The organism is Lactobacillus sp. PSON, from assembly GCF_052615405.1.
Genome location: NZ_JBQXFW010000003.1, coordinates 129,106 through 141,594, shown reverse-complemented (window position 1 = coordinate 141,594; position 12,489 = coordinate 129,106). Strand labels below are relative to the sequence as shown.

General features: G+C 29.6%; 9 protein-coding genes. 6 read left to right on the top strand and 3 right to left on the bottom strand.

The features are described 5' to 3' along the window. Window positions 1–47 precede the first annotated feature (47 nt). Entirely contained in the window at window positions 48–1,979 is a 1,932-nt protein-coding gene (locus ACTHPI_RS02510) for a hypothetical protein (protein WP_445352605.1), read from the bottom strand. Window positions 1,980–2,340: 361 nt separating this feature from the next. Beyond that, window positions 2,341–3,597 carry a replication initiation protein gene (locus ACTHPI_RS02505; protein WP_445352604.1) on the bottom strand — a complete coding sequence of 419 codons (1,257 nt, stop codon included), beginning with the start codon at window positions 3,595–3,597 and terminating at the stop codon, window positions 2,341–2,343. A 1,281-nt stretch (window positions 3,598–4,878) separates the two neighbouring features. On the opposite strand from ACTHPI_RS02505, the gene ACTHPI_RS02500 reads away from it, so the two are divergent. From ACTHPI_RS02500 to ACTHPI_RS02475, 6 genes are all read left to right on the top strand, one after another. Continuing rightward, entirely contained in the window at window positions 4,879–5,655 is a 777-nt protein-coding gene (locus ACTHPI_RS02500) for a ParA family protein (RefSeq protein WP_445352603.1), read from the top strand. Then, complete coding sequence (locus ACTHPI_RS02495) at window positions 5,648–6,010, top strand: hypothetical protein (protein WP_445352602.1); 363 nt, start codon at window positions 5,648–5,650, stop codon at window positions 6,008–6,010. Before ACTHPI_RS02500 ends, ACTHPI_RS02495 begins: the two co-directional genes overlap by 8 nt. Before the next feature lie 312 nt (window positions 6,011–6,322). After that, the gene (locus ACTHPI_RS02490) at window positions 6,323–7,447 is read left to right on the top strand and encodes a serine hydrolase domain-containing protein (protein WP_445352601.1); all 1,125 of its coding nucleotides are present in this window, start codon (window positions 6,323–6,325) and stop codon (window positions 7,445–7,447) included. A gap of 168 nt (window positions 7,448–7,615) precedes the next feature. Then, complete coding sequence (locus tag ACTHPI_RS02485) at window positions 7,616–8,695, top strand: serine hydrolase domain-containing protein (RefSeq protein WP_445352732.1); 1,080 nt, start codon at window positions 7,616–7,618, stop codon at window positions 8,693–8,695. Between the two features lie 191 nt (window positions 8,696–8,886). Next, window positions 8,887–11,085, top strand: coding sequence for a phospholipase D family protein (locus tag ACTHPI_RS02480; RefSeq protein WP_445352600.1), 2,199 nt, complete (start codon window positions 8,887–8,889; stop codon window positions 11,083–11,085). A gap of 4 nt (window positions 11,086–11,089) precedes the next feature. Beyond that, window positions 11,090–11,425, top strand: coding sequence for a hypothetical protein (locus tag ACTHPI_RS02475; protein WP_445352599.1), 336 nt, complete (start codon window positions 11,090–11,092; stop codon window positions 11,423–11,425). 127 nt (window positions 11,426–11,552) lie between these two features. Here ACTHPI_RS02475 and cysK read toward each other — a convergent pair whose 3' ends face one another. Next, window positions 11,553–12,482: a cysteine synthase A gene (gene cysK, locus ACTHPI_RS02470; RefSeq protein ID WP_445352598.1), complete on the bottom strand. Its 930-nt coding sequence runs from the start codon at window positions 12,480–12,482 to the stop codon at window positions 11,553–11,555. Between the last annotated feature and the right edge of the window lie 7 nt (window positions 12,483–12,489).

The following is a 12,489-nucleotide window of genomic DNA, read 5'->3' as shown; positions in this document are numbered from 1 at the left end:
TATTAATATTAATAATATTATTTAAATATTAAATATAATAAAAATTATTAATATCTATTTTTTATTATGCCTAAAGAACATAAACCTGAAATAATCACAATTCCAATCCAATTTAAAATATTTATTTTCTTTTCTGAAGTTGCAGGAAGCTTTTTAGTTACAGGTACATTAACATAATCTGTATTTTTAAGACTCTGATTACTAATCTGTGTAACTAAGGAAGGTGCTTTATTTATTTTACTTATAGGTAAATAGCGCGGTTTTTTTATATCTCTATGTACTAATTTTTGATTAATTTTACTTCTACAGATTTTATTTTTTTGCGGTTTATTTGCCAAGATATTAACATCATTAATATCCTGGCCATGTTTAGCAAGCGGAGGATAAAAAATAAAATCATCTGTTTGATTAGTTTGTGATTTTAAATCTTCTGTTTCTTTAGTTGAATTAGACAAATCAGAGGAATCTAATGGAGGTAAAGGAGGATTGTTTATTTCTCCATTATCGTTAGAGTCATAGTTTTCCTTATCATCGATTTCAGAATAATTGTTATTAGAGGAATTATGAGATTCATTTTCTTTTATTTCAAATTCTGGTAAGTCATAACTTGGTGCGTTATGTGGTTTATCTTCTTTTATATCAAGTTCCGGTAAGTCATAACTTGGTGCGTTATTAGGAATTGCTTCCTTATGATTACCATTTTTTGGATAATCATTATTTTCTGGTAAAGTTGAATCTTCTATAAAATCTCCAGGGTATTGATTTTGTCCTGAATTATTGGCTATCGTAACTAAATCCCATCGATGACTTTCTCCACCAGAAATAGAAACCTCTTTACCAATAATATTCCCATCAATATTTACATTTCCAAAGATTTTGGTCTTAGGCGCTAAAACACTTCCCATAAATCTTCCTGAATCAAAACTTAAACTATCAATTTGTGTACCAAAGTTCCACAAAAGTTGATTTTGCTCAAAATGGGATTCACTATTTGGAAGTGGTTGATTTGCGTTTCTATAATACAGTTTGGTCTCAGTACCTATACTTAATTGCTTATCTGTATTTTTAACATTAATAACTACAGTTGGAATTTTATTATTTTTCTTTATTCCCAATCCTTTAATATTAATTGGGCGATTTTTCAATAAGTTTGCATCAATAGTTACGAATATAAAGTTATCTTTGTTTATTTCTGCATCTGTGAGATCAATAATACGATTATTCTCATCTTCAAAATAAGTTTTAACTCCTTTGGAATTTTGTGAATTAGTATCCATCCAATAATCTGACTTTTTTGATAATTCATCTAATTCAGAATTAATATCAATATATTTATTATTTTTGGTCTCAGTCTTAGTTTCGTTTAAATTTAAATTGCCTTGTTCAATATAAAAACTTTTCCCATCTTTTTGATTAAAGACAATTCTCTTATCTTTATTAGTACTTACATTAATATCAGAACCCATAATGACTTTGTTATGCTTATTTCTAAATGAATTTGGCTTAATATTACTAATATGGTTAATATAATTAATATCACATTGAGAATTGTTAATTTTAGAATTTTCTTCTGTATCACTTCCTCGTGTTCCAAAATCTACATTTGAATTTAAGTTATTAGTTGCAACATTCCCATTAATATCAACATTTAAAGTAGTGTTTTGGGCAAAAATATGAAAAGTAGATGCAATTCCTAATGCATTTTCTTTATTAAGATAATTAGCCATTTCTGCAATTGTTTTATGGTTATGACTATGTAATTCTTCATTATCAAAATAAATACCAGATTGAGTTTTGGTCTGATTATTTGCATTATTTTTTCTTACATCTACTTTTTGTGTTGTTATTATGTTTTTATCAGTTGCACAAACTTCAGAAAACGTCTGTGTAGCATGCACAAGATTAAATGATGACAGGTAGCTTACACATGTAAAACTAACCATTGTTGCAATCTCTATCTTTTTAAAATTTTTATTCAAAATGTTATACCTTCTATTATCTCTATATCTTTATATCTCTTTTTGTAGTTTCTTTAGTAAAAAAGAAATTACAAAAATAATTATACACACAATTTATTACATGTCTACAATAAAATGATTTTATTTTTATGTTTATATAAAAAATAATAGTTTATATATTAAAATATTTTTCGTTATAGATAACCATTAATTAACATTAATTAATATAATAAAAATTACGATAAACAAAAGTATATTAAAAATATAAATAGCATTATTTATATTAATATAATTACAAATATTATTAATTTTATTAATATTATAAATATTTCTTATTTTTCGCATAAAAAATAGCACAGAAAAAAATTCTGTACTACAATTTTTATTCAACATCATCATCAAAGAATGACATTGTTTCTACCCCTGATTGTCCAAAATCAAGCGTCAGATTGCTTTTTACATCTTTGGAGTATAAATCCCTACCCTCTGCATTTAAATTACTTAGAACGCCATTTTTGGCGTTTTCAGCGATTTCAACTTCTCCCTTAGTTTTTTCAAAACCAAGTTTAATTAACTCTAAGTCTTGTTTATCCTCGTCAGTAAGTAAGCCTAATTTATTTACATGCTCGTAAACATCAATCAATTGTCCAAATTGTACATGCTTATATTGCGTAAGCGGCTTAAGATCTGTTCGATTAAAAGCTGTTCGCTTTCGTTTAGCATGAAGCTTGTTTGGAAGGAAATAGGAGCGTATGTCGCCTCTTTTTTGCTCTTTAAGTGATGTACCTAGGGTAAATCCAAAAAACCTGTCTAAGGCCCTAAATTTTTCCTTCTCGGTTAAATTTTCGTTGGACTTAATATAATACACTGAATTTGTGCCCTCAATACTTGAGTCATAATAAATATCTTGTTGATTCTTCATTTCAGGTACCCAAGTAAAAACATAGGACTCCAATTTTCGCCCTCGAACTCCTTTACGATAATTTTTGCTAATTTTAAAATTTTGAAAATTAGCACTCAATTCTTCCTTGCAAATCGTCAAAACACGTCGATCAATATCTGTCGGACGATATGACTTCGGTATTTGCAACCGTTTTCTAAATTCCTCAATTGGATACTCTTTCTTTCCAGTAGTTCGCCATTGTTTGAGCAATCTAAACAGCTTTCGCGAATAATTAGAGTGCAATCTAACGTATTGTGTAATTGAAAATCGTGTCCAGTGTTCTAAATGATTAAACAAATATAAAAAACTATTGCTTACCTCAACACTTGTTTCAAGAGTATCTGTATCAACAATTGATTTTTGAAAAATATTTTCACGTGTTTTAGTTACATGTCCTGTTTTTTCATCCACATCTTCTTTAGAAAGCTGAATAGTCAATAATTTTGAAAAGGTATCATCCACGTTTTTAGCAATTTGCTTATTTGAAATATGACTGTTATAACCAATTTCCCGCTTAATTTGTTCAGGAGACAACGTAATTAAATTATTACCTTGGTCTTTTACTTGGGCTGCAATTAACCAAAATATATTGCTATTGATTTCAGGCAAACTATCTATGGGTTCAAAAATCGGATCGTCATTAAAGCGATTATCTATTTTTATTATTTTTTGTACAGGTCTTTTTTTAGCTGGCATTTCTTGTACCTCGTAATAAGCGACTTTTAATTTTACTGACGTCGTTTTTTATATTGACACTATAAAACATTTATAGCACAACGGCAAGAGCTAAAAAGCAATTTACTCCATGAGATGACACCCCTATAAAAAAATATTCCATGAAGTGACACTCTTATTATTTTTAATTATTAATTTTTCCGCATGGTGACACCCCTATTACAACTTACTCCATGAGATGACACTCTTAATTTAAAAATGCTGAAAAATCAGTATTTTTAAATCAAAAACAATCAAGAACTATGTTTATATTTTAAAAAATGTTTCACAAAACAGTGTATAAATTAATAATTATATTGCTTTCAAGAGCAATTATAGCTTATTTTTTGTACTTCCAGATGACGTCACCCCTTAATCCATAAAGTGACACCCTTAATAATCCATCATTGATATAATCGCTTTTATAAAGCAGAATAGTTAATCTTTTTTATTAAAATTTAACTCTCCATGAGATGACACTCTTATTATTTTTAATGATTTTAGGTTATGTAAACGAACTCAAAGTAAAAATAAAGAAATATAGCTGTTACGTTCCACGTCACGTCGTTTATTAAAGTTATCCACAAAAGCTGTGGATAACTCATCTCCACAAGGTGTCACCCTTATTTTTTTACCTACTTTTTCAGCTCCATGATATGTCACCCTTATCTCCACGCCACGTCGTTTATGATTCCATGTCACGTCACTCTTATTAAAATAGCAGTTCGTACTTACAGCGCCAACGGATTAAGTTGATTTTTTCAAAAAATCAGCTCCATGAGACGTCACCCTTATCAAACTTAATTGAAATAGCCTTCAAACCCGCACCACAACTGCATTTATAGCACCTTTTTTAAGTTATCTTACTCCATGAGACGTCGTTTATTAAGTCTGAAATCCCTTGGGGCTGTAAGGCTCGCTGAAGCGCTAAAGGGTAATATAAAGGGTATATATAAAGGGTATATAAAGGGTTTATTTAAAAGTCCTCCATTTTTCAGTAGATTTCAAAAAATTGGCTCCTAAGACCTTATAAATTTATAAATAACACATTCTGCGAATAAAATAATAAACTAATATTTTTATTTACTATAACTACTATTCTAACTAGATATAATAAATATTATAAATATTTACAATATTTTATTTACTTTACATATCAAAAATATTTAATAAATTTTAAATATGTTCTATCTAATATAAATTAATGATATAATAAGTATGCAAAAAATAAATCCCTCTATAATAGGAATTACGAGGTACAAAATGAAAATTATAACAGTAACAAATCAAAAAGGTGGTACAGGAAAAACAACCACTTCTTTATTTTTAAAAGATGCTTTAATTGAAAAAGGTAAAAAAGTTCTTCTAATTGATTTGGATCAACAAGCTGATGCTAGTTACGGAACTGGTGTTGAATATGATTCAAGTAAAACAACTTATGAATTACTAACTCAAGATTTAAGCCTTGATGATATTCTTATACATGTCAACAATCAACTCGATCTAGCTCCTGCGGGCAATCAAATGGCTAAACTTGACGTTACTTTAACTCAAGATCATATGCTTGATGCTCAATTTATTTTGTCAGATAAGCTTCAAGACTTTGATGGTGATTATGATTATGTCATCATTGATACTCCTCCAGCTCTTAGTATGGCAGTTATGAACGCCTTAACTGCATCAGATACAGTAATTGTTCCTACTCAAGCTGATTTATTTTCTTTAAAAGGATTAGGAGACTTAGGCTCAACTGTGGCAGCAATTAAACGCAGAAGCAACCCTAAATTAACTATTTCAGGAATACTGATAGGTAGATTTAATTCGAGAACGATTTTTAGTAATGCAATGTCAGATGCTTTAAATGATGCAGCAAAATCACTTAAAACACATGTATTCAATACAAAAATTCGTGAAGCAATCTCTGTAAAAGAATCACAGAATGCATTTCAATCAATATTTGAATATGATCCAAAAAGTAAAGTTACTAAAGATATCAGTGACTTTGTAGATGAATTAATGGAGGAATTAGATAATGAGTAAAAAAATAAATATTAAGCAACCTGCTTCAGTACAACGCGCTGCTCAAGAAATGAATCCTGCAGATGCATTAGTAGATAGTATCTCTAGAAGAGAAAGACCTGCAGGAAAACGAAATGAAGAAATTGATCATCGTAAGAAACCAGTAGAAGAATTACGCTCCGAAAAAAGGGTTCTTTCAGTCACTAAGCAAATTGACAGCGATTTGCGCATTATGGCTGCTTATTATGGTGATAGTATTAATGAAGTGGTAAATCAAGCTATTATAGATCTCATTAAAAAAACAGATAAAAAAGAAGAATTTCAATCAGTATTGAAATTCCTTGAAAAGTCTAATAAGACTGAATGGAAAATATAATAGATGTTTATAATATTACATATATAAGTATTTTAGCAGAAATAAAAATACTTATAGCTTAACATTTGGTAAAAAAGCGACTATCATAAGGAAGTGGATCGAGTCCTTCCTTGAGAAGTGCATTTTTCTTCATATCGATTTATATCTCCAAAAAGATGTAGTGGTCAATCTACTACATCTTTTTAGTATCTAAAATAATGTTTCATATGAAACTTTTAATTAAAAATCAAAATATTTATTACTAAATTCTTTTATATCATTTTTAACCTGCTAAAATAGTAACTTGAAACTAGTAGAAGGGTTAAAAACACAATGAAAAAGAATTTGCAAAAAACAATAATTTCTGTCATCGCTGGAATAAGTTTAGCAACTAGTATACCAGTTGTTCACCATGAGACTGTTTTTGCTGCCAAAAAAGCAAAAAAGAAGCAATCAATGCGCAAATATGTTCAAAATGCAATGGAAAAAGGACATGTACGGGGCTCTATTGTAGTGGTAAAGAATGGAAAAGCTGAGCAAATTAGTCATGGCTATGGGTATTATAAAAAACGCTTAGGAGCCGGCAATCCTAAAGTACTATATCCATTAGGATCACTTCAAAAGGTAATGACAGCTGCAATGATTACTCAGCTTATTTATAAAAATAAGTTTAATCAAAATACTAAAATTTCTAAATGGTATCCGCATATGAAAGGTGCATCAAGAATTACAGTTGGGAATTTGATGACACATACTTCAGGAATTAATGTAGTTGGAACTGAATCTAATGCTGGTGTTAACTACTCTGAACAGGGTGCAATTAATCGTGTAATAAGCCAAGTTAATGCTCAAAGTATGACAAAAAAGGGACGCTTTAACTATAATAATGCCAATTATATTTTACTTGCAGGAATTATTCGAAAAGTAACTGGCAAGTCATATGCAACTAATCTAAAAAATAGAATAGTAAAACCTTTAAAATTGAAGGATACTTATGTATATACTCAAATTCCTAAGAATAAAACTGACGGGATTTCATATACTTACTTACATGGTAAAAATTATCAAAATCCTAGAGTAGTACCTAGAACCTTAGCAACACAACTAGTTGGTGCTGGTGATGTATTTTCTACTCCGATGGATTATTATAAAATTATCTGCGGTCTTCAAAATGGTAAAATTTTGACTAAAAAGCAATTTAAATATATGACACACTTAAAAGCCAAATCTAGCGAAACAACTTATTCTGGCGGTATTTACATGCGAAGGAATGGCAAACTTGAAGTAGCATATGGTAATTTTGGTGATACTTATTTTGCTAATTGGTTGCAATTAACTTCAAATAATAAAAATGGAATAGTAATGTTTTTGAATCAAACGGTTTCTAAAGATAAGAACAAGGATATTGGTTATAAGATTTTAAAGAAGATTAAAGCTGATACTTTTGTTAATCGCTAATGAAAAATGTCGCAGTTAATAACTACGACATTTTTTTGTAAACATTTTGAAAAGAATTTTAAAATATTACAGTGCTACAATAACTTTATATACCAAATATAGGAGTTTAATATTTATATGGAGTCAAAAATAAAACGCAGTGTAATAAAGTTGGTCACACTTACAACAATGTTTGGAGTAGTAGCACCTGTTGCTCTTAATAAAACTACTAAAGTTGAAGCAGCATATGATAAAAGTGAAATGCGTAGCTTTGTGCGTAGTACTTTATCTAGAAATAAAGTTCGTGGAACTGTTGTTGTAGTCAAAGATGGACAACCACAACAAATTAGTTATGGATATGGCTATTATGGTCGCCGTCTCGGTGCTGGAAATACTAAGGTAGTTTATCCAGTTTGTTCTTTGCAAAAAGTTATTACAGCAGCTATTGTTACTCAATTAATTTATGCTAAGAAATTTGATCAAAATACTAAGATTTCCAAGTGGTATCCTAATTTGAAGAATGCTGAGAATATTACTGTAGGAAATTTACTTACTCATACTTCCGGAATTGTTACTACAGGTACTGAAGTAAATCGTGGTCGTGTGATTTCTGAACAATCGGCAATTGATTGGGTAGTTAACAAGATTAATTCTGATAAGCAGGGTACAGCTGGTAATTACTACTACAATAATGCTAATTATATCTTGCTTGCTGGAATTATTCGTCAAGAAACTGGTGACTCATATGCTAGTGCAGTTAATAATCGTGTGATTAAGCCACTTGGACTTAAGAGAACGTTCTTTTATGAAGATATTCCATTTAGAACAAAAACAGATGCCATTTCTTATACTTATAATTACTATACTCGTAAAAATTATAAAAATGCAGAATATGTAAAAGAGTCTTTAGCTAGTCAATTGCCAGGTGCAGGAAACTTATTCTCAGTTCCAATGGATTATTACCGCATTCAAGTTGGATTAACTAATGGAAAGATATTGACTGAAGATGAATTTAAGTTTTTGACTAATATTCAAGCAAAAGTTACTCAATATTCAGGTGGGCTTTACATTAAGAATGATGGCAAGCTTAAAATGGCTTATGGCAATCTCTATGGTACTCATTTTGGTAATTGGTTCCAAATGACTACTGATAACAAAGATGGTATGATTATGTTCTTGAATCAAAATCAGAATAATGAAAGTCAAAATAAAGCAGTTGGATATGAAATTTTAAATCATGTAAAGGCAAATACTTTTACTGAAAGATAAATTTAATGTTGATAGCTTAGAAAGTTAAAAGTTTCTAAGCTATTTTTTTGCCAAAAAATAACTATTATATACAATATTTAACATATTAATAATAGTATTAATATTATTAATATATTTAATATTAAATATTTTACAATAAATAGTTATGTTATGTAAAATTATTGTAAATAAAAACACTAGGAGGATTAATTATGTTAACTATTTATGATTTAAATAATCAAAAAATGATAGAAAAACCAGATTTTTTTGAGTTGATTGCAGATTATAGCAGTTTTAAGGGAGTGAGCTTTGTTGGCAGCTTTAAAATAATTGAAGAAAAGCTGCTACCTAATTTTAGGCAGATTAATTTAATTCTGGGTATGGAAGATAGCCAAATTGGTCAAAATCTTGATCAACTTTTTAATGTTCCTCGTAAGGTAAAAGAAATTTCTAAAATGAGTGATGAATTCTTAAATCGAGTTGAGAATAAAACTTTACAGCTTAGATTCACTAAAGATCAACTTTTTCATAGCAAATATTTTATTGTAGAAAATGATAATAACTTTATCATTTTTAATGGTTCAATGAATTTGACTCAAAAAGCTCTTAATAAGAATCATGAAATGATGTGGATGTATGAAGGAAATAAAGAAAATAAGCAAGATCAAGTAATTTATCAAGCTCATCAAAAGTTATTTGAAAAGAACTTCATAGAGGATAGTGCAGAATATCTAGATAGAAAATTAATAAAACAGATTCGTAATCAGAATACTAAGCAGATCACCAATGTTATTACAGATGACATGCTTGAAAAAGCTGATAATGTTGTTAAAGTTCACTCAGAAGATATTGTTCAGTTAACAAGTCAAGCTAAAAAAGACCAGGTTGCATATGAAATGTTTCCTGAAGCAACTGAAAAAATCGTTAATAATATTTATACTCCAAAGGGACATAAAAGGCGTAATTCTACTAAAATCAAAGAAAATGTTAAGAAAATAGTTTATAAAGATTTTTCTAAAGCTGATGATGAAAAAGTTATTAATGCAGAAAGCTTATATCCCGAACCAATGTGGAGTCATCAAGATGAACAATTAGTGGTACGAGATCCTTATGATAATTTATATCGTCCTCTTGAAGTTCCTAAAGTTGAAAAAGATGATGTAAGAGTTTTTGTTGAAATTATTAAGAGTTTTAAATATAACAAGGTAAAAGATGAAAGTAATCAAGCTCTGTCTGCTTTCATGTACTTAATGACTTCACCGCTTATTTGGAAAATTAGAGAAATTTATCATCAATCTAACTTTTCTAAAAGTGCTGACCAAGTTCCAGTATCAATGGTGCTTATTGGACGAGGCACGACAGGAAAGACTCTATTAGTAAGTGATTACTTTAAGAAGTTTACAGGGGATACGTCTAAGAGTATTCAATATTCTGAAATTAATGGAAATTCTGCTCAAACAAATAAAGCAGTAACCTTTTTAGATAATTATTTAAATTCTGGTCGTTTTGTTTCTCCGATGATTATTGATGAATTGAATGGTAACTTCTTACATAGTAAAGTTGCGACTAATGCAATTAAACAATGGTCGAATACAATTACAGGTATTCATAATGTAAATATTTTTGCAATGAATCATAATGCTGGAAGCAAGGAGATCAATAACTTAGAAGAAATTACTAAACGAGTTTATTATTTATCCTTTGAAGCACCATGGCTTCCACAAGCACAACAGAAGTATAATTATAATATTTTAATTAATGATAATAATGACCATATTTATAAATATGTAACTCATGAATTAAATAGGCGTCTTTGTAATTTAACTGGAGAAGATGAGGCTAACCTAGTTAAGGATTATTTAAGTATTACAAAAGAAATTGTTTGGAACCTACTTAAAAAGTTTGGTTATCAAAATGAATTAGCTGATATTATTAATAAAAACTATGATTATAAGGTTGATCGTAATCGAATTACTTGGAAGATGCTAATTAAGGATGACAATTTTGAACATGTATCTGTTTCAAAAACAAATCCTGATCAGTTTGTAGTTTCAAAGGCGATTTTTAATAATCTTAAGGCCAATAGCTATGAAAATATTAATCAGACTTTAGATAATTATTTCAATATGTTTCCAAGAGAAGCTGGAATTGCGATTGAACAATATGATAATGGAATGATTTTAAATATTAAAAAGTTTGACAAATTTATTGGTGAACCTCTTATTCAAAAGTATTATGATGAAGTTTATAAAGATGATAAGCAACAGGACACGATGACGGCATTTTTGAAAGCACAGGAAAAACGTGATGAAGCTAATAATCAAATAATGCAAACTTTAGTTAAACAAGTGGCAGAACAAAATAAGCCTAAGAAGAAACAAGGACTTATTTCAAAATTATTTAGAAAGTAAGATTATGCAAGGATTAAGATTAAAAAGTTCTGATGGTGAACTTGAATTAGTAAATTTCAAAGATGATATTGAAATTCCTAAATTATTATCAGCCGAAAAAATTATTTCAGGAAACTATTATATAGGAAATTATAAATATACTATTTATTTTGATCCTATAAGTGAAGAAAAAAATGTCTCATTGATGGATCTTCGTAGAGAAGAATTTGTAATAGGAGACTTGATCATTGTTCCTCAAATTGGAGAAGTTCATGATTTTGACTATGAAGCAATAAATTCTGCTATGGCAATGAGTTATGACGGAGGGCCAACATTATTCGTAGAACCTGCAGAAAACTAAATATTAATGATTTATATAGTATCTAATATTTATAAAATATTTAATATCTTATAAATATTAGATATATTTTAGATATAAAAAAGTCTTAGGAATCAAAATATCCTAAGACTTTTCTTAATAAATTTCATTAAAATTCAAATAACTTGGTTGAAAGATAGCGATCTCCACCATCTGGGATAACAGTTACTACATTTTTTCCTTTACCTAACTTTTTAGCAAGCTCTATGGCTCCTGCAATATTAGCTCCAGCTGAAATCCCAGGTAAAAACCCTTCTTTTGCGGCAGTAGCACGTGCAGTTTCCATGGCTTTATCAGTAGAAATTTCTATAACTCCATCATAAATATTTTGGTCAAGATTTTTAGGAATAAAACCAGCAGCAATTCCCTGAATACCATGTTTACCAGTTTTGCCATCTTTTAAAAGAGGTGACTCTGCCGGCTCAAGGGCGTAAATCTTAGTTGATGGATCAGCTTTTTTAAGACTTTTACCAATTCCAGATAAAGTTCCACCAGTGCCTACGCCAGCAACAAAGGCATCAATTTTTTTACCTGATCCTTCCATAGCTGCGATGATTTCTGGTCCTGTTGTCAATTCATGAATATTTGGGTTAGCAATGTTTTCAAATTGCATTGGTATGAAGTAGCCTTTCTCTTTAACTAGTTCTTCTGCCTTTTTAATTGATCCTTTCATACCCTCTGAACCGGGAGTAAGGATTAATTTTGCTCCATAGCCCATCATTAACTTACGACGCTCAATACTCATTGTTTCTGGCATGACTATGATTACTTTATATCCTTTAGCAGCTCCAACGGCGGCTAACCCAATACCTGTATTACCGGAAGTAGGTTCAATGATGGTGTCACCGGGTTTGATTTTGCCTTCGTGTTCAGCGGTTTCAATCATTGCTAATGCAATTCTATCCTTGATTGAGCCGGCAGGATTTTCAAATTCGAGTTTTACATAAATGTCTGCCGCTTCTTCTGGAACAACATGATTTAATTTTAATAATGGGGTATTCCCGATTACTTCTGTAATTGAATTATAAATTGTTGACATAGTTTTC

Excerpts from the sequence above, each read along its gene's own strand:
- ACTHPI_RS02505 (WP_445352604.1), bottom strand. The coding sequence starts at position 3,597 with ATGCCAGCTAAAAAAAGACCTGTACAAAAAATAATAAAAATAGATAAT.
- ACTHPI_RS02480 (WP_445352600.1), top strand. The coding sequence starts at position 8,887 with ATGTTAACTATTTATGATTTAAATAATCAAAAAATGATAGAAAAACCA.
- ACTHPI_RS02475 (WP_445352599.1), top strand. The coding sequence starts at position 11,090 with ATGCAAGGATTAAGATTAAAAAGTTCTGATGGTGAACTTGAATTAGTA.
- cysK (WP_445352598.1), bottom strand. The coding sequence starts at position 12,482 with ATGTCAACAATTTATAATTCAATTACAGAAGTAATCGGGAATACCCCA.
- ACTHPI_RS02490 (WP_445352601.1), top strand. The coding sequence starts at position 6,323 with ATGAAAAAGAATTTGCAAAAAACAATAATTTCTGTCATCGCTGGAATA.
- ACTHPI_RS02495 (WP_445352602.1), top strand. The coding sequence starts at position 5,648 with ATGAGTAAAAAAATAAATATTAAGCAACCTGCTTCAGTACAACGCGCT.
- ACTHPI_RS02485 (WP_445352732.1), top strand. The coding sequence starts at position 7,616 with ATGTTTGGAGTAGTAGCACCTGTTGCTCTTAATAAAACTACTAAAGTT.
- ACTHPI_RS02500 (WP_445352603.1), top strand. The coding sequence starts at position 4,879 with ATGAAAATTATAACAGTAACAAATCAAAAAGGTGGTACAGGAAAAACA.